Raw genomic sequence first — 23352 nt, forward strand, 5'->3', positions numbered from 1 at the left:
ACAATGCCGGACCGCCCAGGGGCGGGCGGTCCACCGGACGAGAGGGACCAGACTCATGAGTTCTTTTCTGCGCCCGGCGGTTTCGGGTCAGGATCCGTCGTTGGCCACCAAGAAGTACCGGCCCATCTCATCTCACCTGGCCATCGCGCCTCCGGTGAGTGTCGTGATTCCCGCCATGAACGAGGCGGAGAATCTTCCCTATGTCTTCAAGACGCTGCCCGACTGGATCCACGAAGTCGTGCTCGTCGATGGCAATTCCACGGACGACACCGTCGCGGTGGCGCGTGATCTGTGGCCGGACGTCAAGGTGGTGAAGCAGCTCGGAAAGGGCAAAGGGGATGCCCTGATCACCGGGTTCGCGGCGTCCACCGGCGACATCATCGTGATGGTCGACGCGGACGGCTCGGCCGACGGCCAGGAAATCGTGTCGTACGTCTCCGCGCTGGTCTCCGGCGCGGACTTCGCGAAGGGGTCGCGGTTCGCCAACGGCGGCGGCACGGACGACATGACGCCCATCCGCAAGCTGGGCAACTGGGCGCTGTGCACGGCCGTCAACCGCAAGTTCGGCGCGCGCTACACCGACCTCTGCTACGGCTACAACGCGTTCTGGCGGCACTGCCTCGACAAGATCGACCTCGACTGCACCGGCTTCGAGGTGGAGACCCTGATGAACATCCGGGTGGTCAAGGCCGGGCTGAAGGTCCAGGAGATTCCGAGCCATGAGTATCTGCGGATCCACGGCGCGAGCAATCTCCGAGCCGTCCGGGACGGGCTGCGGGTCCTCAAGGTGATCCTCAAGGAGCGCTCCAACCGCCGTTCGCTGCGCCGCCGTCCTCACACGGTCGCGCTCCACACCACCCGGGGAGAGATGTCTTGAGCTCACCCGACATCTCCGTGGTGATCTGCGTCTACACCGAGGACCGCTGGGAGGACATCCTGGCGGCGGTCTCCTCGGTGCGGGCGCAGTCCCACCCGGCCCTGGAGACGCTCCTGGTCGTGGACCACAACCAGGCGCTCCTGGACCGGCTTTCCCAGGAGTACAAGGAGACGCGGGAGGTCCGGGTGCTCGCCAACGCGGGCCCCCGAGGCCTGTCCGCCGGCCGCAACACCGGCATCGCCGCCTCGTACGGCGAGGTCATCGCGTTCCTGGACGACGACGCGGTGGCCGAGCGCGACTGGCTGCGCCACTTCGCGGCGGCGTACGCGGACCCGCGGGTGATGGCCGTCGGCGGCCGGACGATGCCGGTCTGGGCCTCGGGCCGCCGGCCCGCCTGGTTTCCGGAGGAGTTCGACTGGGTCGTGGGCTGCACGTACAAGGGCCTGCCTCCGGGGCGCGTACCGGTGCGCAACGTGCTCGGCGGCAACGCCTCGTTCCGCCGTACGGCGTTCGACGCGGCGGGCGGCTTCGCGACCGGCATCGGGCGCGACGGCGACAAGCGGCCGCTGGGCTGCGAGGAGACGGAGCTGTGCATCCGTCTCACCCGCGCCAGGCCGGACGCGATCCTGCTGATCGACGACCGCGCGGTGATCCACCACCGGGTGCCGGCGGCACGTGAGCACTTCGCGTACTTCCGCACGCGCACGTACGCGGAGGGGCTGTCGAAGGCGCTGGTCGCCCGGAGTGTCGGGGCCGACAAGGGACTTGAGTCCGAGCGCCGCTACACCACGCGCGTACTGCCCGCCGGAGTCGCCCGGGGGCTGCGGGACGCGCTGCTCGCCCGCCCCGGCGGCGCGGGCCGGGCCGCCGCGATCGTGGCCGGAGTGGTGACCGCGGCGGGTGGGTACGTACTCGGGAGCGTCCGGGCGCGCAGGGGTGGCCCCACCTTCTCCGTGGTGGAGATCGAGGGGGTCCCGGGCGACGAGGGGGCAGCGGCATGAGCGGTACGCGTATGTGCGGGACCCGGGGTGATGTCCGATGAACGCCCCGGTGCCCATCCTCATGTACCACGCCGTCTCGACCGCACCCAACGACGCCACACGGGCCCTGTCCGTGGCGCCCGAGGCGTTCGCCGAGCAGATCGCCCTGATCGACGACCTCGGGTTCACTCCCGTCAGCACCGCCCAGCTGGCGCAGTGGTGGCGCGCCACGGGACCGCTGCCCGACCGTCCCGTGCTCATCACCTTCGACGACGGCTACGAAGGCGTGCACCGGCACGCGCTGCCCGTGCTCGCCAAGCACGGCTTCGCGTCCACACTGTTCGTCTCGACGGGCTGGCTGCGCGGCACGTACGACACCGGGGGCGGCCTGGACACGATGCTCGACTGGGACCAGGTGCGCGAGCTCGCGGGCGAGGGCGTCGAGATCGGCGGCCACAGCCACACGCACCCTCAGCTCGACCAGCTCACGGACGACGCGCTCCGGTTCGAGCTGACGCGCTGCAGGGAGATCGTCGCGGACGAACTGGGCACCGCGCCCGTCTCCTTCGCGTACCCCTATGGCTATTCCAGCCGCCGGGTGCGCGAGGCCGTGCGCGAGGCGGGATACGCGCAGGCGCTGGCAGTCGGCAACGCCCTGGCCCGCAGGCGCCAGGGGCCGTACGCGCTGCAGCGCGTCACCGTCCACCGCAACACCGGCATCGAGGAGTTCGAGCGGCTCGTCGAGGGCCGCGCCATCGCCCGTAACTTCGCCAGGGACCGTGCCCTCACCAAGGGGTACGCCATGGTCCGAAGAGCACGACAGGTCCGGAAGGCCATCCGTTCCCGTGTCTGACACGACCACAGCCCAGCCCGAGACGCCCGCGACCGGGGTGGCCGAGCAACGGCCCGGCCGTCGGCTGCGCCTGCCCGGAATGAGCAAGGGATCGGGGGGCAGCCAGCTGTTCCGGAACGCTTATGCCCTGATGCTCAACACCGGGATCTCCGCCGTGCTGGGGCTGGGCTTCTGGCTGGCCGCGGCCCGCTACTACTCCGATTCCGCGGTCGGCCAGGGTTCCGCCGCCATAGCCGCGATGAAGCTCCTCGCCGGGCTCACGGCGGTGACGCTGACAGGTGCTCTCGCGCGTTTCATCCCGGTCGCGGGACGCGGCACCGGACGGCTCATCCTGCGGACGTACGCGGGCAGTTCGGTGGTCGTGGCGCTGGCCGCGGCCGCCTTCGTGCTCACGCCGAACCTCTGGGGTTCCTCGTACCGGTTCCTGCACGATCCGGTCAACGGCTTCGTTTTCGTCCTGGCCGTCGTCGCCTGGTCGTTGCTGACGCTCCAGGACGGGGTGCTGACCGGCCTGCGCAGCGCGCTGTGGGTGCCGGTCGGGAACACCGTGTTCTCGGCGGTGAAGCTGGTGCTCCTCGTCGCGTTCGCGGTGGCGATCCCCACCATGGGTGTGTTCGTGTCGTGGGTCGCGGCCATCGCGGTGTCCGTACTGCCGCTGGGCTGGCTGGTGTTCCGGCGTCTGGTGCCCCGGCATGTGAAGGAGACCGAGGACCACGCGCGGCCGCCGACGCTGAAGGAGATGGGCCGGTTCCTCGCGGGCGACTACACCGGCTCGCTGTTCTCGCTCGCCGTGGTGTACCTCGTACCGGTGATCGTCGCCGTGCAGGTCAGCGACGCGGACAACGCGTACTTCTACATCACCACGACCATCGGCGGCACGGTCAACCTGCTGGCCATCAACATGGGTGCCTCGCTCACCGTCGAGGGCTCGCACGATCCCGCGCGGCTCGCCGCGAACACCCGGGCGGCACTGCGCCGGATGGCCCGGATCATGCTGCCGGTCTGCGCGGTGATGTTCTTCGGGGCGCCGTACATCCTGGGCGTGTTCGGCCAGGGATACGCGGATGCCGCCACACCTCTGCTGCGCTGGTTCGCGGTGGGCGCCGTGCTGCGGGTGGTCATGGAGACGTACTTCGCGGTGCTGCGTGCCCAGAGCCGCACCGCCGGGCTCGCCTGGCTGCAGGGCCTGCTGTGCGTGCTCGTACTCGGCCTCACGCTGATCCTGCTGCCCCGTATGGGCCTGACGGGTGCGGGTGTCGCGGAGATCTCCGCCCTCACGGTGATCGTGGCGATCGCCGCACCGATGCTGTACCGGATCGTCAGGACAGCGCCGCCCGCCGCCGTACCCGAGGACGCGGCGCCCGACGGGGACCTCGCGGACCTGGGCGCCCGTGAGGTACCGACAGCCGAGAAGGACCAGCCGGTGAAGGGGCGCGGTCCGGCCTGGGTGCACAAGCTCGACTCGGACACCCTCGCGCTCGGTGTCCAGCTCGACTTCGACCACCTGGAGCGGCGGCCCGACGTACGGCCCGGGCCGGGGACGCCGCCCACCGGGTCACCGGCCGTCCAACGGCCCGAACAGCGGCCCGATCACCGGCCTGAGCACGGCTCCGATCACCGAACAGATCACCGGACGGATCACCGGCCGACCTGGGCTCTCAGGGCGCCCCTCCACCTTCCGGCGCCACGGCAAGAGGTGGGCCTGCCCGTCGAGGAGCGGGAACCGGGCAGCGAGACCTCCCTGGGACCGGCCGACATCGAGGCCGAGGTCGAGGCCGGGGTCGAGGCCGGGGTCGAGGCCGAGGTCGAGGTCGAGGTCGACGCGCCGTTCGGCACCTCCGCGCTCGTCCATGGCCGACGCGAGGAACACGAAGGGCGCGAGGGAAGCGAGGAACACGCGGGACGCAAGGGAGGCACCGACGAGACCGGCGCGCCGCCCGGACAGCAGCCCGGAGCGCAGCCCCTGCCGCCGGCCGGACCGCCGTCGTCGCCGTGGGAGCGACTGCGGCCCACCAAGGTCGGCGTGGTGCTCGGCTGTCTGCTGCTGGCCGCGCTCGTCCTGTACTGGGTGCCCGCTTCCGCCCTCGGGGAGAGGGACCTCGACCGGATGGACGGGCTCGGGCTGGTGTCCATCCTGCCCCTGCCCACACTGGCCGGGGCCGCGCTGCTGGTCACGGTGTTCGCCTCGCTGCTCTGGCGCAACCGCGAGCACAGGGGGCTGCTCCTGGTCACCCTGCTGGCCACCGTCGTCTCGCTGCACGCGCTGCCCGCGGTGATCGAGACCGAACCGCGGTTCGCGACGGCCTGGCAGCACCTCGGGTTCCTGGATTACATCGACCGGACCGGTTCGGCCGTGCCCGACCTGGACGCGCGCTGGAGCTGGCCGGGCTTCTTCGCGGCGGCCGCGTTCGTCGCGAAGGCCTGCGGGGTCGACGACCTCACCGAGGTCATCCGCTGGTGGCCGCTGACCATGCAACTCCTCTATCTGGCACCGATGTTCCTGCTCGTACGCCATATGCGCGCCGGCTGGCGGGCCAAGTGGACGGGCGTGTGGGTCTTCGTGCTCAGCGGCTGGGTCGGCCAGGACTACTTCTCGCCGCAGGGCTTCACCTACCTGCTGTATCTCGTCTTCGTGGCGATCCTGCTCGTGTGGTTCCGGGCGCCGCGCGTGCTGTGGACCAAACGGCGTCCCGGCGAGCTGGAGGTCGAGCCGACGAACCGGCGCCAGCGGGCCGTGCTGCTGATGGTCCTGATCGGCCTGTTCATGGCGACGGTCCCGGCACATCAGCTCACGCCGTTCGTGATGCTGGGCGTCCTCGCGGTCCTCGTCCTGATCGGCCGCTCCGAACTGCGCGGCCTGCCCGTTCTGTTCGCCGTCATGGTGACCGTATGGGTGGGCTTCCTCGCCGAGCCGTACTGGTCCGGACACTTCGAAGAGATGTTCGGCGGGGTCGGCGGAGTGGGCGGCAATGTGTCTTCGTCGGTCTCCGGCCGTATCGGCGAGGGCAGTTCGAGCCACAAACTCGTGCTGTACGCGCGCGTGGCCCTCGCCGGCTCGGTGATGGCTCTCGCCTGCTGGGGCTGGTGGCGGCGGCGCGACCACAAGTACCGCGAGCGGTCGCTGCTCGTCCTCACCTTCGTGCCGTTCCTGGGCTTCGGCATGCAGTCGTACGGCGGCGAAATGGCCCTGCGTGTCTTCATGTTCGCCCTGCCGGGCGCGGCGCTGCTCGCCGGACTCGCCCTCTTCCCCCGCACCGGAGTCACCGCGAAGGAGCGGGAGCGCGACCGGATGAGTCTCGCCCCGCTCGCCGCCCTGATGGCGGGGCTGGTCCTGATCGGCGGCTTCCTGCTGGCCCGCTGGGGCAACGAGCCGTTCGAGCGGATCCGTCCGGGCGAGGTCGCCGCCATGGAGTACGTGTACGAGCACGACAAGCCGACCGCACGGCTGCTGTGGATGAGCGACGACACGGTGAACACCGTGACGCCCTCGATGCCCTGGGGTGCCCGGGACATGGAGAGGGTGGAATACGTGCCGACGCTCGCGCCCGCCGATCCGGTGCTGGTGTCGGGCCTGGTGAAGTCGCTCAAGGACGCCGGCCCCAACTCGTACCTCATGATCAACCGCAGCCAGGTGATCTATCTCCAGATGGATGTGGGCTACTCGGCGACCTGGGAGTCCCGGCTCATCCGCCACCTCGACGACCGGCAGGAGCTCAAGAAGGTCTTCGTCAACGACGACGTGACCATGTACACCATGCGCGATCAGCCGGACGGCAAGGCCGCGAAGCCCGAACCCGGGCCGATCGGCCCACAGGTGACCTGGACGCCCTGGTCGGTCGTGGGCGGGCTCGCGGCGATCGCGCTGATCGTGCTGCTGACGGCACGCGAGGTGGTACGGGTGGCCGTGCGGCCGAGCGTGCGGCAACTGCGGTGGCTGCAGAGCAGCTTCTGGTTCTCGCTGCCGCTGCTGGCGGTGCTGCTGGCTTCGCTGGTACAGCGGTTCGTGACGATGGCGTGAGGCGCGCGGGGTGCGGGGTGGGGCCGACGAGCGGTTCAGTGGCTCAGCGGTCCATTGGCTCAGCGGCTCAGTGGCTCAGCGGTTCAGCCACTTCACCCCGTACGCGCCCATGTCGAACCGCTTCCCGTCGACCTTCACGCTGATCTCCCGGTCCAGGGTATTCACGACGACGACCGCCTTGTCGTCGGCCAGGACCCGTACGTCGGGCACGTCGTCGGCGGCGACGGACACCTTCTCGTACCTCGTGCCCGGCGGGAACTCCTTGTTGAAGCGGGAGAGCAGGTCGAGCATGGACAAGGCCTTACCGCCGTCACTGGTGTCCGTCGGAGACCAGAGGCAGCCGGCGCAGTCGGGGCCCTTCTCGTTCTCGGGGTTCCAGTAGAAGGCGGAGGTGGTCCCGCCGCGGGCCATCGCGATCATGCCTGACGCCTGGACGGCGACACGGCGCGGCTCGGACCAGCCCTCCCGCTCGTCGTCGGCGTCGGCCGGTTCCACGTAGTACTCGGCCCACCACAGCGGCAGGCCGCCGGTCCGCTCGCGCACCCAGCGGGAGACGGCCGTGAACTTGGCGGTGGCCGCGAACTCGTCGGGCATCAGTTCGTCGTCCTTGGTGTAGCTGGAGCCGTCCACCACGACGAAGTCCGCGCCCGCCTTGTTCTTGTTCCAGTAGTCGAAGGCGTCGAGGACGCGCTGGTCCATGGCGCCCCACGGGCCCTTCACGGTGGCCGAGGCGTCTTCCTCGCGCGGGTCGAGGCTGTCCATCACCAGATAGGGACCGCCCACCTGGATGTCCTTGTTGACGCTCTTGAGCGCCTTGTAGACCAGGTTGTAGAGCTCGGTGTAGCCCTCGTAGTCCCAACGGGCCACGGCGTCGTTCCAGAAACCCTTGAACTCGTTCCAGACGACGAAGTGGCGTACGTCCGGATAGCGCTTGGCGACGGTCGCGGCGAGCGCCGCGAAGTCCTTGTAGTGGGCGCGCTCGGGGGCGGTCTCCAGGGCCTCCTGGCTCCAGTCGGTGTTGTCGGAGCCGGACTTGCCGCCCTTCATCCAGTCCGGGGCGCAGCACAGGGTGACGACCGGGGTGCCGCGCGACTCACGGATGAAGTCGATACGGCGGTCCATGTCCTCGAAGTCGTAGAGCCCCTTGACCGGCTCGGGGTTGCCCGAGCCCCAGCCCATGATGTGCTGGATCTGCGGCAGGGGCTGTGCGCGCAGGCGTTCCTCCACGCGTTTCGTGGCGGCGTCGCTGCCCTCGTCGGCGCTGAACTGGGTGTGGGTGAAGCCCCATCCGACGTCCGGTTTCGTCTTCCCCCGCGGGACGGCGGGCGAGCCGTGCACCTTGTCGCCGTCGCGTGTCGTGCCGGCGGCGCTCCCTTCGTCCCCGGGCAGAGTGTTGATCAAGGTCAGCACCAGGGCCAGAGCGGCCACGCCCACGCCGAGCAGAGCGGTGAGTCGCCACCGCCGCGCACCCGAATTCCACCCATGACGTCCCATCAAGGACAACAGTAACGTCGTGGGGCGGCGGTGGGGCGGCTTCCGGTGCACACCTGGGGCTGCATTTCCTCGAGGTGCGCCCCGGACCTCCCGCCCGAAGAGCCTTCGACCGAGCCCGTGTCAGGAGACCCCACGGACGGGCCGCGGAAATTCGGTGCATAAGACGCCTCGGTGACGGATCATGGCGGCATGTCTGCGAACCCACACGACGCTCTGCCGATCCGGCTCAACGTCGACGACAGCGACTCGCCGTCGGACGTCGTCGACGCGCTGTTCCTCGGCCGCTTCGCGACGGGCGAGCAGCCGCACTCGCACTCCGCGAACATCGACCGGGTGCGGTCCGGGGCGACTCTGCTGCCACCGGATGCCCAGGTGCTGCGATCCGCCCGCGACGACGACCGCAGCGCGACGCTCGCCGAGGGGGACGGGTGGACGCTGCTGGTGTCGCGCTGGAACCGCGGTGCCGACGTCACGGTCACCGCGACCAGCGAGGAGCTGGCCGCGAAGGTGCTCGACCAGGCCACGGACGGCGCGGCCGACGACCCGGAGCCGCAGCCCGAGAACGTGACGATGGGCTTCTGGTACGTCTCACCGAGGCGCGGTCCGCACCGCACCACGCGCCAGATCTCGGCGGGTACGTGGGAGGAGGTGCGGCCGAACTACACCGCGCCGGTGGCGGACGCGATGGACCACCTGATGAAGACCACACCGGAGGACATCGCGGGCCGGCTGCTCCTGCTGCACGGCCCGCCGGGCACGGGCAAGACCTCGGCGCTGCGCACCCTGGCCCGCTCCTGGCGGGACTGGTGCCAGGTCGACTGCGTCCTGGACCCCGAGCGCCTCTTCTCGGACGTCGGCTATCTGATGGACATCGCCATCGGTGAGGACGACAGCACGGGCAAGGGACGCTGGCGGCTGCTGCTCCTGGAGGACTGCGACGAACTGATCCGCGGCGAGGCCAAGCACACGGCGGGTCAGGCACTGTCGCGCCTGCTCAATCTCACCGACGGTCTGCTGGGACAGGGCCGCAACGTCCTGGTGGGCGTGACGACGAACGAGGACCTGGAGCGCCTCCACCCGGCCGTCGTCCGCCCCGGCCGCTGCCTGGCCCGCATCGAGGTCGGTCCCCTGACCCACCGCGAGTCGGTCAACTGGCTGGGCACCGAGGAAGGCGTGGGCCGCGAGGGCGCGACCCTGGCCGAGCTGTACGCCCTGCGCCGGGGCACGTCACCGACGTCGGTTCCGGGCGCTCGTGAGGGCGCGGACGCCGGGCTGTACCTGTAGCGCGGAGGATGTGCCGGCGGATCGTACGGCGAGTGGTGCTTTGATGGGGGTATGACCCTTTTCCTGGGTACGTCGGGATGGCAGTACAAGGACTGGCGCGGTGTCCTGTACCCGCCCGGCGTGCCCACGCGGCTCTGGCTGGAGGAGTACGCGGCGCGGTTCGCCACGGTCGAGATCAACAACGCCTTCTACCGGCTGCCGTCGCGCGAGACGTTCGAGGCCTGGCGGGAGCGCACACCGCCGGACTTCGTCGTGGCCGTCAAGGCGAGCCGCTTCCTGACCCATATCAAGCGCCTGCGGGACCCCGAGGAGCCGGTGCACCGGCTGATGAGCCACGCCGCCGGACTCGGCGACCGGCTCGGACCGGTGCTGTTGCAGCTCCCGCCCACGCTGCGCGCCGACGCCGGCCTCCTCGACGACTGCCTCGCCGCCTTCCCGGCCGGCACCCGGGTCGCGGTCGAGCCGCGCCATGACTCCTGGTGGACGCCCGCGGTCCGCGAGGTGCTCCAGGCACGGCGCGTCGCGCTCTGCTGGGCCGATGTCCTGTCCCGGCCGGTGACCCCGCTGTGGCGGACCACCGACTGGGGCTATGTCCGTTTCCATGTGGGCCGTGCCCGGCAGTGGCCGCACTACGGCCGGCAGTCCCTGCTGACCTGGGCGCGACGGATCCAGGACGCCTGGCCCGACGACCGCGACGTGTACACGTACTTCAACAACGACCCCCACGCCGCGGCGGTCCAGGACGCCCTGGCCTTCGCCCGAGCCGCCACAGCGACAGGCCTGACGGTCACCCGCACCCCACACCGGCTACCGCCCACCGCGGCGGACGCCCACAGAGGGCTCGCCGACTGAGAACGCGCCGACGGAAAGCGCCCCCTCAGGGGCGCGGGGAACTGCGCGACCAGCCACGACCGCCCCGCACCGTCACTCCACCCGGCCGCGCAGCGTTCAGCCACCGTAAGCCGCGCGCAGCGCATCCCGCGCGGCGTCGAGCGCCGCCGACTCGGCAAGCCCGAGCCGCCGCACCCGCTCGGCATAAGCCTGCGCGGCAGACGCGGCCTCCCGCTCAGCCGCCGACCCCGCGGACGCGACAAACGTTCCGTTGCGGCCCCGCGTCTCGATCACCCCGTCGGACTCCAGCGCCCGGTACGCCTTGGCGACCGTGTTAGCGGCGAGGCCGAGCGATTCGGCCAGCCCTCGCACGGTGGGCAGCCGATACCCCACCGGCAGGTCCCCGGCCCGAGCCTGCTCGGAAATCTGCGACCGCACCTGCTCGTAGGGTGCGACCCCCGAACCGTCATCAATGTCGATCTCCAACGTCACGCAGTGATTGTCCCGCACGCCACGAAAAATAAGAGGCACCCCGGCCACGCCCACGCGTAGCGTGCGGCCTCATGACAGTGATCGTCCGCGACTTCCGGCCGCAAGACGCCGAGGGTTTCGCCCGCATCCGGCGCCTGTCCCTCCCCTTCATGCTCTTCACCGCCGAGTCCATCGCCTACGACGTCGCGCACGCCCATCCCGAAGCCCACTTCCAGCCGCTGGTCGCCGAGAAGGACGGCGAACTGATCGGCACGGCCCAGGTGGGCCTGGTGTACGACAGCCCGCAGCCCGGCCAGGGTTATCTGAACGTGTTTGTGCACCCGGAGCGGCAGGGCCACGGCGCGGGCTCGCTGCTGGTGCGCACGGCCGAGGAGCGCCTGGCCGTGCTGGGCTCGACGAAGCTCTTCGCCTGGGTCCTGGACGCCCCCGCGAACCGCGCCTTCGCCGAGAAACGCGGCTACCGCGCGAGCCGCTCCGCGCACTTCCTCCGCCTCGACCTGGCAAACGGCACGCTGCCGCCGCGCCAGGCGCTCCCGCCGGACGTCGAACTCCGCAGCGGCGCGGACTTCGCGGACGACCCGCGGCCCCTGTTCGCCCTGGACGCCGAGGCACTGGCGGACGAACCGAGCGACATCGCACACGAGTTCACGGACTACGAGGCCTGGCTCCGGGAGACCTGGAACCACCCGCTGCTCAGCCACGAGTTGACCACGGTCGCCCTCGTCGACGGGCACCTCGCCGCGTTCAGCGCGGCCCGCACGGACGGTGCCACCCGCTACGGCACCGTCATGACCGGCACCGGCCGTGCCTTCCGCGGCCGCGGACTGGCCAAGCTCGCCAAGAACGACTCCCTGCACCGCGCCCGTGCCGCCGGGTACACGGAGGCGTTCACGGGCAACGACAGCGGCAACGGCCCGATGCTGGCGATCAACGACTGGTTCGGCTACGAGGTCTGCGCGACGGAGGTCTGCCATGTCCGTGAATTCCACTGAGGCCGCAGGCCGGTTGGAGGTCGTCCTCGTCAAAGGCGGCCGCACAAAGCTGCGTTACGCCGCCGAACTACTCGACGACGACGGCAACCGGATCGCCGTCCGCGCCCCGTGGGCGGGCGAAGGCGTCCGCGACTTCGGCTTCGTACGGTTCGAGGCCGGTGACGTCTTCACCGAGTACTACTGGCGCGACCGCTGGTACTCGGTGAAGGAGGTGCGCGACTCCACGGGCACGCTCAAGGGCTGGTACTGCGACATCACCCGGCCGGCCACGCTCCGGGGCACCGAACTGATCGCCGAGGACCTCGACCTGGACCTCTGGCGCTCGGCGGACGGCACGTCCGTACTGCGCCTGGACGAGGACGAGTTCGCCGAGAGCGGCCTGACGGAGACGGACCCCGAGGCCGCGGCGGCCGCCGTGGCAGCGCTCGACGAGCTGGAACACCTGGCCCGCGAAGGCGGCTTCGACGCGCTCCTCGCTTAGGGCCTGTCCGGCGGATCATGCCGGGGCCGCGGGGTCTGGCACGCACATCTGCGGCGTTGGGCGCCGTCAGCTGGAGTCGGCATGATCCGCCGGACAGGCCCTAGCTCAGACCACCGCCACCACTGCGTACCGCTCGTCGTCCACCTCCCGCCCCCACAGCAGTGCGTCGTCCGACAGCCGCTCCACTCGCACGTCCCTCACCAGGGGCGCGAGCAGCCCGGTCAGCCGGTCGGCGGATATACCGACCGGGCTCACCGTCCCCCACACGCCCTCTATGAGGACGAGCCGGCCTCCGGGGCGCAGGAGCCCGCACCAGAGCCGCAGGACGCGCTCGGGATCGGGCAGCGTCCACAGCACATGGCGTACGAGCACCACGTCGAACCGCTGCTCGCCGACCGGCGGGGCGGCGGCGTCACCGACGAGGAACACGGCGTCACGGCCGGCCAGTTTGGCGCGGGCGAGGTCCACCATGCGGGGCGAGAGGTCGACGCCGGTGACCCGGTGCCGCTGCTCGGACGCCAGGAGGGACAGGCTGCCGGTGCCACAGCCCAGGTCCAGCACGTCGGACGGGCCGCGCGGCAGCCAGGCCGCCACCCGGGCCGCCCAGGCCTCCCGCACGGCGGGGTCGCGCAGCCCGTGGTCCGGCTCGTCGTCGAAATCGGCGGACTCGGCGTCCCAGTCGACGCCCGACCGCGTTTCGATATCGCTGTTGATGGACATGTCACCGTTACTCGTCATGCGCCCACAGTGACACCCGCCACTGACAACGACGGGGAGGGAGCGTGACGACCGCCACTGACAACGCAGGCAGGAGCGTGACCGTCGCCACTGACAGGTGGACGTCGATGAGTCACGCTCCCCGAAAGGGTCTACCTCCGTACAAACACGGAACCCGGTAGACACAAGGAGGCCGTCATGCGTCGTGTGACCCTGCAGAAGCCCCTCAGGAAGTCGGATTCCCGCCGTGTACGGGACGAGGCCGACGAACGGACCGCCGAGCGCCCGGAGGTCCGAAAAGACATCGCCCGCACTTGGTGGCCCGACGGATGAGAACCGTCAGGGTGTCAGGCGCTTGCGGTAGTGGAGCCGGTCGTACGGCCCCTCCACACGACGCTCCATGAGCTCGTACCCGTACTTCGGGTAGATCTTCTGGTTCTCCCACATCATCGCGTTCGTGAGGAGCCTGATCTCGGGCAGTCCGAGCGCACGCGCGCGTGCGTCCACGAAGGCGAGAAGCCGCCGCCCGATGCCCTGCGCGTGGGCGTTCGGGTGGACGGCGATGATGTCGAGGTAGAGGTGGTCCGCGTGCTCCTCCAGGACGAGGAGCCCCACGACCGGATCCCCGGTGACGTACACCCGCCCCGCCGTGATGTTCGCCGCGTGGTCCGCTTCCATCGGCATGGGGACGATCCCGATGCGCTCGATGTAGGGATGGAACGCCGCGTCGATCACGGCCTTCACGGCGGGTTCGTCTTCGGCTTCGGCGAGGCGGATGTCGTCGGTCATACCCGAACGCTATGCCCGGAAGCAGGATCACCGGGTCGGTGATCTGTTCCGCCGGGCAGGCCTACCCCAAGGCGGAAGCGCAGTTGGTCGGGGTGGCGCGCGCAGGGTCAAGGGCGTTCGCCACCTCGTGGTAGGCGACGCGATCGAAGAGGCCGATCGCCACATGCTCGGAGAGATCGACCGCGCACAGGTCCTGGAGCAGGACATTGCGTACGTTCGGCCCGTCGAGGAACGCCGAGCGGTACGGCGTCACCACCTCGTCGTACCGGGTGGCGATGACCGTGTAGCGGACACCCGCGACGGTGTCGCCGCCCGCGTTGAGCTTGGCCAGGAAGGCGGAGCCGGCGATCTGGTCGGCGAGGCCCGGCGTGGCCTTGGACAGCAGGTCGCCGGCGCCGGGGAAATACGGCAGCAGGTTGGCGAGGCCGGACAGTGTGGTGCCGTGGTTGTCGGGGGCCAGCCCGACGAGAGCGTTCACCTTGGCGGCTCCGCCGAGGAACTTGAGGTAGTAGCGGGGCATCATGCCGCCCTGCGAGTGGCCGACGAGGTCGGTCTCGGCGGCGCCGGTCGCGGCGAGCACCTTGTCGACGAAGGCCCGGAGCTGCTCTGCCGACTTGTCGATGGGGCCGAGGCCGTGGAAGAAGGGGACGCCCGGCAGCTGACCGTAGTCGAGGGAGAAGACGCAGTAGCCGCGCTTCTTCAGATACGGAGCGAGGGCCAGCCAGTTGTCGATGGAGTTCCCGAAGGTGCCGTGGACGAGGACGACGGGGCGTGGATGAGCGGCGGACGGTTTGCAGGAGTAGTCGTTCCAGCCGGTGCTGGGCGGGGATTCGGCTCGGGCGGTGGCGGCGGGGACGACGGTGACGGCGGCGGTCAGCAGGAGCGCGGTCAGGAATCTGGGCACTCGCTTCCAGGGCAGCATCGTGTGATCTCCTTGCGGCTCAAGGGAGTTGCGACGGCGTACGCCCTGTGATCCGGATCACGAGGATGCTGTTCTTCTGTCAAATTACGATCCAGTAGTAAAAGTGTGAAGTTACGCGTCAGTAAAAACTTCCCGTACCAGCTGGCGGCAGCGGTGGGCCTGACGCATGCTGACGCGCTGTCACCAGATGGGCTTGATGGGACCGTAGGGCGCGATACGCAGCAAACCGTCACGCAGCGCCCGGACTTCACGCTCACCGAGCAAGTCGGCCCACGGCCGTACGGCCTCCGCGGCCGCCTCCTCGGCGGCACGGGTACACGCCCACCCTCGCTCGGTCAGTACGACCAGCCTCGCGCGGGCGTCATCGGGATGCGGCCGCCGCTCGGCGTACCCCTTGCGCACGATCTCGTCCACCAGCTGACTCGCCGCCTGCTTCGTCACGCCCAGATGGGCGGCGAGTTCGGTGACCGTCCCACCGTCCGGGGCGAGCCGGGCGAAGGCGAAGCCGTGCGCGGGCCGCAGACCTTCGAAGCCACGCGCCTCCACCCCGTCATGGATGTGCTGCGTGAGCTCGCCCGCGACAGCGAGCAGGGCGGCGGACAGGGCCATGGCCTCGGAGTTCTGCACGCATGCATTGAAACACCCTTGACTAAGTAGTCAAGCTGCTTGACCATAAGCCATATAGTCAACCAGCTTGACCATCTCAGTCTTCGGAGGCATCCATGCCAGTCGTCCGCGCGTCCGACGCCGTGACCCACGAGATCCACGGCGCCCGCTTCATCTCGTACGCCACTCCCCTGACCGGCAGCAAGGAGCTCTGCGCCTGGCGGGGAGAGATTCCCGCCGGGACCAAGGCGCCCTTGCACACAGTCAACCGGGAGGAGATCTTCCATCTGCTCGACGGCGAACTGCTGATCACGCTCGACGGTCGTGTCGAACGGATCGCCGCGGGTGACACGCTGATCGTCAACCCGGGTGCCACCCTCGGTGTCGAGAACCCCACCGACCGGACCGCGGTCTCCTGGGTCACCACCTCCATCGGCCTGGAGGCGGAGCTCGCCGACGGCAGCCGCATCACCCCGCCGTGGGCCAACTGAACTCCCCACGGCCCCCGACGCCCTCTTATACCTCCCCCTGAGAGGGACCTACACGAGGGCCAGCGTCCCCGGGATCACCGCGCGCGGCCCGAACTTGGCCCGCGCCCGGTCCGCCACCTCCTCGATACGGCGGGCCTTCTCGTCCAACTCGTCGAAGGTGAGCTGGTGGGAGGCCTGCTCGGCGGGGTCCAGCCCCTCGGCGCGCAGGGCGATCGCACGGACCCGGGCGCGCTGGAGGCCGAGTGCCTCGTACATGCGGTACGCGGCGTCGGTGAGCGCCGAGGAGTGAGCGGTCGGCTCGGGGAGCGTACGACTGCGGGTGGTCGTGGAGCGGTCGGCGTAGCGCACGGTGAGGGTGAGCGTGCGGCACACCTTCTCCAAGGCGCGCAGCCGGGCACCCAGTTCCTCGGCGGCGGAGAGCAGGGCACGGCGGTGCCTGTTCGGGTCCAGCTCGTCGCGCGAGAAGGGGCGTTCGGCCGCCAGGGAGCGGGAGACGGCATTGGGCACGACCCGGCCGCGGTCGATGCCCTGGGCCTTCTCGTGCAGTTCGCGACCGCCGCGGGCGCCACTGAGCCGTTGCAGGGTCGACAGCGGCGCGGCGGCGACCTTGCCGACGGTGTCGAGGCCGTACTCGCACAGGGTGCGGGCGGTGGCGGCGCCGACTCCGGGGAGCGCGGCGACCGGCTGTTCGTCCAGGAACTCCGCGAGGGCACGGGGCTCTTCGGGCACCACGCGGGTCTCTCCGGGCCTGGTGCCGCGCAGGGCCATCCGCGCGAACATCGGCCCGGATCCGGCTCCGATCGCGCAGTCGACCCCGTACCAGGCGAGTGCCCGGACGCGTATCAGCGCGGCGAGTTCCACGGCGTCCCGCCCGAAGTACCGCTCGGCGCCCCGCAGGTCCACCAGGGCGCCGTCGGGCGGCAGCGCCTCGATGACAGGGGTGAACCCCTCGAGCATCCCGAGGAGCTCGGGCAGGGCGGCCTCGTGCGTCGGAGGCAGTTGGAAACGTACACAGAGGATGGTCATCCCGCACTCCCCGGACTCTGGTGCCACAACTTCCTTCCGCTCGCGGGCCCTTCGCCCGCCGGGCGCAGATCCGCCCACGGATGCATTTCGTATCCCGTGGGCAAATGGATTCGACGGCCGTCCACCGAATCCCCTTCGCCCCGGGAGCCGGCGGGAGCCCCGGCCTCCTCAGCCCCCTCCCCGGCCTCCCCGGTCACCACGTCGTTCGGCTCCGCCAGCCGCAGGGCCACCCCGTCCAGCCCCTCCTCGCGCCGCAGTTCCACCAGGTCGGCGAGGTTCCAGGCCGCCGACCCGACCACGCTGAGGCTGCGTGGGCCGCGGCGCTGGACCACACCGCGTACGAGCAGGAGCCAGGAGTGGAAGACGGTGTGGGCGCAACGGTCGTGGGAGTCGTCGAAGAAGGCGAGGTCGACCAGGCCGGTGCCGTCGTCCAGGGTGGTGAAGATGACTCGCTTGCCGGAGCGGATCGGCGGGGTCTGGGTGGCCGCCTTGGCGCCCGCGACCAGCACCGCCTCGCCGTGCCGGGTCTCGCGCAGCCGGCGTGCCGTGACCACGCCCAGCTCCTCCAGGAACTCCCGGTAGTCGTCCATCAGATTGCGGGACACGTCCATGGAGAGCACGCCCAGCTCGGCGCTGAGCCTCTCCGCGTCGTCGAGGTCGGGCAGCCCGACGAAGGCGGTGTTCCGGCCACCGGACAACGGGAGCTGTCCCCCGCGCACGCCCGGCGCGCCCCGGTGCAGCTCGGTCAAGTGCAGTTGCAGATCACGGCGATTGGCGCCGAACGCGTCCAGCGCGCCGACCTGCGCGAGCCGCGCGGCAAGCGGACGGCTCGGGCGGGCCCGCTCCCAGAAGTCGACCAGCGAGGCGTACGGCTGCCCGTCCGCGATCCGCTCCGCCTCGGCCTTGCTGATGCCGTATACGTCGGAGAGCGCCAGCCGCACGCCCCACCGGTCCGGAGAATCCCCTTTACCGCACACCAGTTCGATCCGATGTGCGACCGACGATCGGTTCACGTCCAACGGCAGGATCGGCACCCCGCGCCGCCGCGCGTCCGCGAGCAGCAGCCGCTTCGGGTACATCCCGGGATCGTGTGTGAGCAGCCCGGCGTAGAACGCGGCCGGATGATGGGCCTTCAGCCACGCCGACTGGTACGTCGGTACGGCGAAGGCGACCGCGTGCGCCTTGCAGAAGCCGTACGACCCGAAGGCCTCGACGATCTCCCAGGTGCGCGCGATCGTCTCCGCGGAGTACCCCTGCCCGGCCGCCTGCTGCGCGAACCAGGAGCGGATCCGCCCCTGCGACTCGGGATCGGACAGCCCGCGCCGCACCTGGTCGGCCTCGTCCCGCCCACAGCCGGTCATGAGGTGCACGATGTCGATGACCTGCTCGTGGAAGACCACGACCCCGTAGGTCTCCCGCAGCGGTTCCGCCAGGTCCGGGTGCGGATAGCGGACCGGCGCCCGGCCGTGCCGCGCCTCGATGAACGGGCGCACCATGTCGGCGGCGACCGGTCCGGGGCGGAAGAGGGAGATGTCGACCACGAGGTCGTGGAAGGTCGCGGGCTGGAGCCTGCCGACCAGGTCCCGCTGGCCCGGCGACTCGATCTGGAAGCAGCCCAGCGTCTCGGTGGACCGGATGAGTTCATACGTCGCCGGGTCCCCCTCGGGCACCGCGTCCAGGTCCACGGGCACTCCCGTCGCCCGCTCGACCTCCGCGACCGCGTGCGCCATCGCGGACTGCATCCGCACGCCCAGCACATCGAGCTTGAGCAGCCCGAGATCCTCGACGTCGTCCTTGTCGAACTGCGCCATGGGGAACCCCTCGCCGCTGGTCGGCATGACCGGCGTACGGGCGAGGAGGGAGGCATCCGAGAGAAGCACTCCGCATGGATGCATGGCGACGCCGCGCGGCAGGGCGTCGAGGGCTTCGACCAGCTCCCACAGCCTGCCGTACCTCTCCTTTTCCCCCGCGAGTTCACGGAGTTCGGGAAGTTCGTCCAGTGCCGCGCGGGCGTCGCGGGCGCGGATATGCGGGAAGGACTTGGCGATCCGGTCGATGTCGGCGGGGTCCATGGAGAGCGCGGCGCCGACGTCGCGGATGGCGTGCCGTACGCGATAGGTCTCGGGCATGGCGACGGTCGCGACGCGCTCGGTGCCGAACCGGTCGATGATCGCGCGGTAGACCTCCAGCCGGCGCGCGGACTCGACGTCGATGTCGATGTCCGGCAGGGCCAGTCGGCGCTTGGACAGGAATCGCTCCATCAGCAGCCCGTGTTCGACGGGGTCCGCGTGCGCGATACCGAGGAGATGATTGACGAGGGATCCGGCGCCGGAGCCGCGCGCGGCGACCCGGATACCCATCTTCCTTACGTCGTCCACGACTTGAGCGACCGTCAGGAAGTAGGAGGCGAAGTTGTGGTGGGCGATGATGTCCAGCTCCTGGTGCATCCGCTCCCAGTACGCGCGCCGTGAGTCGTAGCCGCGCAGCACCATCCCCGCCGCGGCGCGCGAGGCCAGCACGCGCTGCGCGGTGCGGCGCCCGGCGCCGACGAGGTGCGGCTCGGGGAAGTGGACGGCCCCGATGCCGAGGTCGTCCTCCGGGTCGACGAGGCACTCGGCGGCCGTGGCCTGGGTCTGTTCCAGCAGACGGTGCGCGGCGTCGCGGCGGTGGCCCGCGGCCTCGACGATCCGTTCGGCGGCACCGGACATGGCGCCCGCGTCCTTGAGCCAGCGCTCGCCGCTGTCCAGCTCCTTGCGGGGGTCGATGGGGACGAGACGGCGGGCGGCGTCCAGGACGTCGGCGACCGGGCCCATGCCCGGATCGGCGTACCGGACGGCATTGCTGAGCACCGGACGCACCCGCTGCTCGGCGGCGAAGCCGACGGTACGGGCGGCGAGGCGCAGCGAGCCGGGGCCGGTGCCCTTGCGGCCGTGCCAGGCGGCTTCGAGGCGCAGGGCGTCACCGTAGATCTCCCGCCAGGGCGCGAGCAGCTTCGCGGCCCGGTCGGGGCGGCCCGCGGCGAGCGCACGGCCCACATCGGAGGCGGGGCCGAGCAGCACGGTCAGGCCCTCGGCGTGGTTGTCCGCCCAGGGCAGCAGAGGCGGACCCTCGTCGGCATGCGATGCAGTAACGATTCTGCACAGATCGGCCCAGCCGCTCGCACCGTCCCGGGCAAGGAAGGTCACACGAGGTGTCGACTCATCGATGAAGGCACCGCCGCGCACAGGGGCACGTCGCCGCGCCCGCCGCTCCGGCTCCCCCGGCGGAGCCACCGCGAGTTCCGCCCCGAACAGCGGACGCACCCCCTCGGCGGCACAGGCCTTGGCGAACCGGACCGTGCCCGCGAGGGTGTCCCGGTCGGTGAGCGCGAGGGCGTCCAGACCCCGCTCGGACGCGCGCTCGGCCAGCCGCTCCGGATGAGATGCCCCATAACGTAGGGAAAACCCGGAAACGGTGTGCAGATGCGTGAAACCCGGCACGCGCACCTCCACTACCCAGGGGCTCCCACGCCAGCCCTCGAACATCAGTTCCCTACTCCCTCACCCCCACCATAGACCAATTCTCGAACGAATGTACGACATCCGCACGGGCACACCCCACCTGCGGAAACGCGAAAGTCCCGCCCCCGCGAAAGCGCGCGGGGACGGGACTCTCCGAGTCGGTGGAGCCGTCAGCCGATCTCGGTGCCGGTTGCCTCGAGGGCCTCCGTGACCGGCTGGAAGAAGGTCTCGCCGCCCGAGGTGCAGTCGCCACTGCCGCCGGAGGTGAGGCCGATCGCCTTGTCGCCGGCGAAGAGCGAGCCGCCACTGTCACCGGGCTCGGCGCAGACGTCGGTCTGGATGAGCCCCTCGACGACGTCGCCGCTGCCGTAGTTCACGGTGGCGTTCAGGCCGGTGACCTTGCCGTCGTGCACCTGGGTCGTGGAACCGCTGCGGGTGACCTCCTGGCCGACGGTGGCCTCGGCCGCGCCCGTGATCTTCTGCGAGGAACCGTTGTAGAGGTTCACCTCGCTCGGGTGCTCCACGTCCCCGCTGAACTTCACCAGGCCGTAGTCGTCGCCCGGGAAGCTGGAGTCCACGTTCTCGCCGATCGCGTTGCCGTCCGAGTCCGACCAGCTGGTGATCGACTCGGTGCAGTGCCCGGCGGTCAGGAAGTGCGGCTCCCCGCCCTTGACCACGTTGAAGCCGAGCGAACAGCGGCTGCCGCCACCGGTGATGGCGTCACCGCCGGCGATGAAGGGCTTGAACTCCCCCTTCGTGGTCTTGAGTTCGACCTTGGAGCCGAGCTCGTCGACGACCTTGTTCAGCTTGGCCATCTTCGCGCCCTTGACCGTGCGGTCCGCGGTGACGACGACCTTGTTGGTCGCGGGGTCGGTCGCCCACGAGGTGCCGGGGATGGTCGCGTCCTGCTTCAGCGTCGTACGGGCGCTCTTGAGCTCGGCGAGGGAGTTCTCGACGATTCTCGCCTTGGCTCCCGCCGTCTTGACGGCTTCGGCCGAGGCCTTGTCGAGCACGTTCACGACGAGGTTCTTGGCCTTCGCGTCGTAATACGTTCCCGCCGCGTCGGCGCCGAGGTCCTTGGCGAGCGTCGAGGCGAGCTTTCCGGCCGCCGCGACCGAGAGGGTCTCGGGCGTGGGTGCGGGCGCGGTCTCACTCGCGTTCGCGGACTGGAAGGTAACTCCCGCGGCCACCAGTGCGGCGATGCCCGCACCTGCCACGGCGGCACGCCGCTTGGGTATGCGTCGGTGCTTCAACTTGCGTCCTCCTGTGGGGGGTCGGCCGCGGCGGTTATGGGGACCACCGAGACCGAAAGGCGTACGGGCATGAACATGACAGACAAGAAAAGCCACGTCCACGCCAGCGGACACCGACCACTATTGCGAGGCACCCTGGGTCACACAAGGTCGACTTCAGGACGGGCACTCTCCAACAAGTGCATACCCCCTGCTGGTTGACGCGCGTTGACCCGCCGGAATAAAGACCATGTCAGTTCCCGCAGCAAACACTACGAGCGAGTAACTAAGGGCAGCGCGTGAGGTCTAGCCCTGTCCGGATTTCGACCCTTCGGGGTCCGGATCGAACGACTCCAGTACGGGCGGAAGTTGCTCCCGCATCGATTGCTCCCCCGCCGCGGGCATCGACGGCACGGCCCGCTCCGGCTCGGACGACGGCTCCTTCGCCTCCGGCAGCGGCTGCTGGGACTGGGACAACAACCGCTGAAGCTGGGCGAACAACTGCGGGGAGAGCAGCGCCTGCTGCTGGGCGGACGACGACTGCCCCTCGGACGGCGTCGGCTGCTGCACGGCCGGCGACGGCTGCTGCACGGACGGCGTCGGCTGCTGCGCGCGCTCCAGGAAGCGCAGCAGCTCCACCGGGAAGGGCAGCACCAGCGTGGAGTTCTTCTCGGCCGCGACCGCCACCACGGTCTGCAGCAGCCGCAGTTGGAGGGCGGAGGGAGTGTCGGCCATCTCCTTGGCGGCCTCGGCCAGCTTCCTGGAGGCCTGCAGTTCCGCGTCGGCGTTGATGACGCGGGCCCGCCGCTCGCGGTCGGCCTCCGCCTGCCGCGCCATGGACCGCTTCATCGTCTCCGGCAGCGACACGTCCTTGATCTCGACACGGTCGATGGAGACGCCCCACTCCACGGCCGGGCTGTCGATCATCAACTCCAGCCCCTGGTTGAGCTTTTCGCGGTTGGAGAGCAGATCGTCCAGCTCGCTCTTGCCGATGATCGAGCGCAGCGACGTCTGCGCCATCTGCGAGACCGCGAACCGGTAGTCCTCGACCCGCATGATCGCGTCGGCCGCGGACACCACCTTGAAGTAGATGACGGCGTCCACGCGCACCGTGACGTTGTCCCGCGTGATGCCGTCCTGCGCGGGCACCGGCATCGTCACGATCTGCATGTTGACCTTCTGGAGCTTGTCCACGAAGGGCACGATCAGGGTGAACCCCGGGCCCCGCACACCGGAGCGCAGCCGACCGAGCCGGAGCACCACACCCCGCTCGTACTGTTTGACGACCCGGGCCGCCGACATCATGTACACCGCTCCGACGGACGCGAGCGCCGCCCCCGCCGTCAACAGCTCCTCGACCATGACGACCCCCCAGGGTCCGTACCGAGCGCGTCAGGTGTGTACTTCGAAGGTAACTCCAAGGTGGACGCGAAGGGGAGATGGAGGGCACAGGTGCCGAGCGGCGTGATGATGCGGGACGGACGACGGCTGGCGTTCGAGGAGTGGGGCGATGCGGGCGGGACGCCAGTGGTGCTGCTGCACGGCACACCGGGCTGCCGGTACGGGGCGGTGCCCGAGAAGGTGATGCAAGCGCGCCCCGGGGTACGGTTCATCGCCTACGACCGCCCCGGGTACGGGGATTCGGACCGCGGCCCCGGCCGCCGGGTCGCTGACGCGGCGCGGGACGTGGCCGCGGTGGCCGACGCGCTCGGGCTCGACCGGTTCGCGGTGCTCGGCCGCTCGGGCGGCGCCCCGCACGCGCTGGCC

General features: G+C 70.3%; 21 protein-coding genes. 11 read left to right on the forward strand and 10 right to left on the reverse strand.

Annotated features, from left to right (window positions below; genetic code table 11):
- Positions 1–55 precede the first annotated feature (55 nt).
- The 4 genes from FGD71_RS28605 to FGD71_RS28620 are packed head-to-tail and all read left to right on the forward strand — an operon-like array spanning position 56 to position 6728.
- Complete coding sequence (locus FGD71_RS28605; protein WP_119103429.1) at positions 56–877, forward strand: glycosyltransferase family 2 protein; 822 nt, start codon at positions 56–58, stop codon at positions 875–877.
- Entirely contained in the window at positions 874–1878 is a 1005-nt protein-coding gene (locus tag FGD71_RS28610; protein ID WP_119103430.1) for a glycosyltransferase family 2 protein, read from the forward strand. Before FGD71_RS28605 ends, FGD71_RS28610 begins: the two co-directional genes overlap by 4 nt.
- A 37-nt stretch (positions 1879–1915) precedes the next feature.
- On the forward strand, positions 1916–2710 hold the full coding sequence (locus tag FGD71_RS28615) for a polysaccharide deacetylase family protein (RefSeq protein ID WP_181359295.1): 795 nt from the start codon (positions 1916–1918) through the stop codon (positions 2708–2710).
- Positions 2703–6728 (forward strand): lipopolysaccharide biosynthesis protein, encoded by a 4026-nt coding sequence (locus FGD71_RS28620; protein WP_119103431.1) that lies wholly within the window; start codon positions 2703–2705, stop codon positions 6726–6728. Before FGD71_RS28615 ends, FGD71_RS28620 begins: the two co-directional genes overlap by 8 nt.
- A gap of 75 nt (positions 6729–6803) precedes the next feature.
- Here FGD71_RS28620 and FGD71_RS28625 read toward each other — a convergent pair whose 3' ends face one another.
- On the reverse strand, positions 6804–8222 hold the full coding sequence (locus tag FGD71_RS28625) for a GH39 family glycosyl hydrolase (RefSeq protein WP_119103432.1): 1419 nt from the start codon (positions 8220–8222) through the stop codon (positions 6804–6806).
- A gap of 189 nt (positions 8223–8411) precedes the next feature.
- Between FGD71_RS28625 and FGD71_RS28630 the strand changes: the two genes are divergently transcribed.
- A complete protein-coding gene (locus FGD71_RS28630; protein WP_119103433.1) occupies positions 8412–9506 on the forward strand; it encodes a DUF5925 domain-containing protein in 1095 nt (364 codons plus the stop codon).
- A gap of 51 nt (positions 9507–9557) precedes the next feature.
- Positions 9558–10358 (forward strand): DUF72 domain-containing protein, encoded by an 801-nt coding sequence (locus FGD71_RS28635; RefSeq protein ID WP_119103434.1) that lies wholly within the window; start codon positions 9558–9560, stop codon positions 10356–10358.
- A gap of 96 nt (positions 10359–10454) precedes the next feature.
- Here the strand turns inward: FGD71_RS28635 and FGD71_RS28640 are convergent, their stop codons facing one another.
- Positions 10455–10829 (reverse strand): GntR family transcriptional regulator, encoded by a 375-nt coding sequence (locus tag FGD71_RS28640; RefSeq protein WP_181359296.1) that lies wholly within the window; start codon positions 10827–10829, stop codon positions 10455–10457.
- A 71-nt stretch (positions 10830–10900) separates the two neighbouring features.
- Here FGD71_RS28640 and FGD71_RS28645 point away from each other — a divergent pair, with 71 nt between their 5' ends.
- Both FGD71_RS28645 and FGD71_RS28650 read left to right on the forward strand, forming a co-directional pair.
- Entirely contained in the window at positions 10901–11821 is a 921-nt protein-coding gene (locus tag FGD71_RS28645) for a GNAT family N-acetyltransferase (protein ID WP_119103435.1), read from the forward strand.
- Positions 11802–12302 carry a ribonuclease FAU-1 family protein gene (locus FGD71_RS28650; protein ID WP_119103447.1) on the forward strand — a complete coding sequence of 167 codons (501 nt, stop codon included), beginning with the start codon at positions 11802–11804 and terminating at the stop codon, positions 12300–12302. The genes FGD71_RS28645 and FGD71_RS28650 overlap by 20 nt, the downstream gene beginning before the upstream one ends.
- Before the next feature lie 105 nt (positions 12303–12407).
- Here FGD71_RS28650 and FGD71_RS28655 read toward each other — a convergent pair whose 3' ends face one another.
- Positions 12408–13040, reverse strand: a complete 633-nt coding sequence (locus tag FGD71_RS28655) for a class I SAM-dependent methyltransferase (RefSeq protein WP_420878356.1) — start codon at positions 13038–13040, stop codon at positions 12408–12410.
- A 177-nt stretch (positions 13041–13217) separates the two neighbouring features.
- On the opposite strand from FGD71_RS28655, the gene FGD71_RS49740 reads away from it, so the two are divergent.
- On the forward strand, positions 13218–13352 hold the full coding sequence (locus tag FGD71_RS49740) for a hypothetical protein (RefSeq protein WP_276147161.1): 135 nt from the start codon (positions 13218–13220) through the stop codon (positions 13350–13352).
- A gap of 6 nt (positions 13353–13358) precedes the next feature.
- Here FGD71_RS49740 and FGD71_RS28660 read toward each other — a convergent pair whose 3' ends face one another.
- From FGD71_RS28660 to FGD71_RS28670, 3 genes are all read right to left on the reverse strand, one after another.
- Positions 13359–13808, reverse strand: a complete 450-nt coding sequence (locus FGD71_RS28660) for a GNAT family N-acetyltransferase (protein ID WP_119103437.1) — start codon at positions 13806–13808, stop codon at positions 13359–13361.
- A gap of 61 nt (positions 13809–13869) precedes the next feature.
- The gene (locus tag FGD71_RS28665; RefSeq protein ID WP_119103438.1) at positions 13870–14730 is read right to left on the reverse strand and encodes a lipase family alpha/beta hydrolase; all 861 of its coding nucleotides are present in this window, start codon (positions 14728–14730) and stop codon (positions 13870–13872) included.
- A 180-nt stretch (positions 14731–14910) separates the two neighbouring features.
- The gene (locus FGD71_RS28670) at positions 14911–15357 is read right to left on the reverse strand and encodes a MarR family winged helix-turn-helix transcriptional regulator (RefSeq protein ID WP_119103439.1); all 447 of its coding nucleotides are present in this window, start codon (positions 15355–15357) and stop codon (positions 14911–14913) included.
- Positions 15358–15452: 95 nt separating this feature from the next.
- Between FGD71_RS28670 and FGD71_RS28675 the strand changes: the two genes are divergently transcribed.
- Entirely contained in the window at positions 15453–15827 is a 375-nt protein-coding gene (locus tag FGD71_RS28675; RefSeq protein WP_119103440.1) for a cupin domain-containing protein, read from the forward strand.
- 48 nt (positions 15828–15875) lie between these two features.
- Here FGD71_RS28675 and FGD71_RS28680 read toward each other — a convergent pair whose 3' ends face one another.
- From FGD71_RS28680 to FGD71_RS28695, 4 genes are all read right to left on the reverse strand, one after another.
- Entirely contained in the window at positions 15876–16853 is a 978-nt protein-coding gene (locus tag FGD71_RS28680) for a DNA polymerase Y family protein (RefSeq protein WP_119103441.1), read from the reverse strand.
- The gene (locus tag FGD71_RS28685; protein ID WP_119103448.1) at positions 16850–20332 is read right to left on the reverse strand and encodes a DNA polymerase III subunit alpha; all 3483 of its coding nucleotides are present in this window, start codon (positions 20330–20332) and stop codon (positions 16850–16852) included. Before FGD71_RS28685 ends, FGD71_RS28680 begins: the two co-directional genes overlap by 4 nt.
- A gap of 191 nt (positions 20333–20523) precedes the next feature.
- On the reverse strand, positions 20524–21606 hold the full coding sequence (locus FGD71_RS28690) for a S1 family peptidase (RefSeq protein WP_119103442.1): 1083 nt from the start codon (positions 21604–21606) through the stop codon (positions 20524–20526).
- A gap of 285 nt (positions 21607–21891) precedes the next feature.
- Entirely contained in the window at positions 21892–22947 is a 1056-nt protein-coding gene (locus tag FGD71_RS28695; RefSeq protein ID WP_119103443.1) for a slipin family protein, read from the reverse strand.
- Positions 22948–23052: 105 nt separating this feature from the next.
- On the opposite strand from FGD71_RS28695, the gene FGD71_RS28700 reads away from it, so the two are divergent.
- Positions 23053–23352, forward strand: a 300-nt coding sequence (locus FGD71_RS28700; protein WP_140935962.1) for an alpha/beta fold hydrolase, incomplete at its 3' end; no start/stop codon positions are given.

This window comes from Streptomyces sporangiiformans (assembly GCF_005768555.2).
Taxonomy (GTDB): Bacteria; Actinomycetota; Actinomycetes; order Streptomycetales; family Streptomycetaceae; genus Streptomyces; species Streptomyces sporangiiformans.

Bases quoted from the DNA above. Each gene is read 5' to 3' on its own strand.
- FGD71_RS28650 (WP_119103447.1), top strand. From the start codon at position 11,802: ATGTCCGTGAATTCCACTGAGGCCGCAGGCCGGTTGGAGGTCGTCCTC.
- FGD71_RS28665 (WP_119103438.1), bottom strand. From the start codon at position 14,730: ATGCTGCCCTGGAAGCGAGTGCCCAGATTCCTGACCGCGCTCCTGCTG.
- FGD71_RS28655 (WP_420878356.1), bottom strand. From the start codon at position 13,040: ATGACGAGTAACGGTGACATGTCCATCAACAGCGATATCGAAACGCGG.
- FGD71_RS28630 (WP_119103433.1), top strand. From the start codon at position 8,412: ATGTCTGCGAACCCACACGACGCTCTGCCGATCCGGCTCAACGTCGAC.
- FGD71_RS28660 (WP_119103437.1), bottom strand. From the start codon at position 13,808: ATGACCGACGACATCCGCCTCGCCGAAGCCGAAGACGAACCCGCCGTG.
- FGD71_RS28625 (WP_119103432.1), bottom strand. From the start codon at position 8,222: ATGGGACGTCATGGGTGGAATTCGGGTGCGCGGCGGTGGCGACTCACC.
- FGD71_RS28615 (WP_181359295.1), top strand. From the start codon at position 1,916: ATGAACGCCCCGGTGCCCATCCTCATGTACCACGCCGTCTCGACCGCA.
- FGD71_RS28695 (WP_119103443.1), bottom strand. From the start codon at position 22,947: ATGGTCGAGGAGCTGTTGACGGCGGGGGCGGCGCTCGCGTCCGTCGGA.
- FGD71_RS28680 (WP_119103441.1), bottom strand. From the start codon at position 16,853: ATGACCATCCTCTGTGTACGTTTCCAACTGCCTCCGACGCACGAGGCC.
- FGD71_RS28675 (WP_119103440.1), top strand. From the start codon at position 15,453: ATGCCAGTCGTCCGCGCGTCCGACGCCGTGACCCACGAGATCCACGGC.
- FGD71_RS28605 (WP_119103429.1), top strand. From the start codon at position 56: ATGAGTTCTTTTCTGCGCCCGGCGGTTTCGGGTCAGGATCCGTCGTTG.
- FGD71_RS49740 (WP_276147161.1), top strand. From the start codon at position 13,218: ATGCGTCGTGTGACCCTGCAGAAGCCCCTCAGGAAGTCGGATTCCCGC.
- FGD71_RS28635 (WP_119103434.1), top strand. From the start codon at position 9,558: ATGACCCTTTTCCTGGGTACGTCGGGATGGCAGTACAAGGACTGGCGC.
- FGD71_RS28645 (WP_119103435.1), top strand. From the start codon at position 10,901: ATGACAGTGATCGTCCGCGACTTCCGGCCGCAAGACGCCGAGGGTTTC.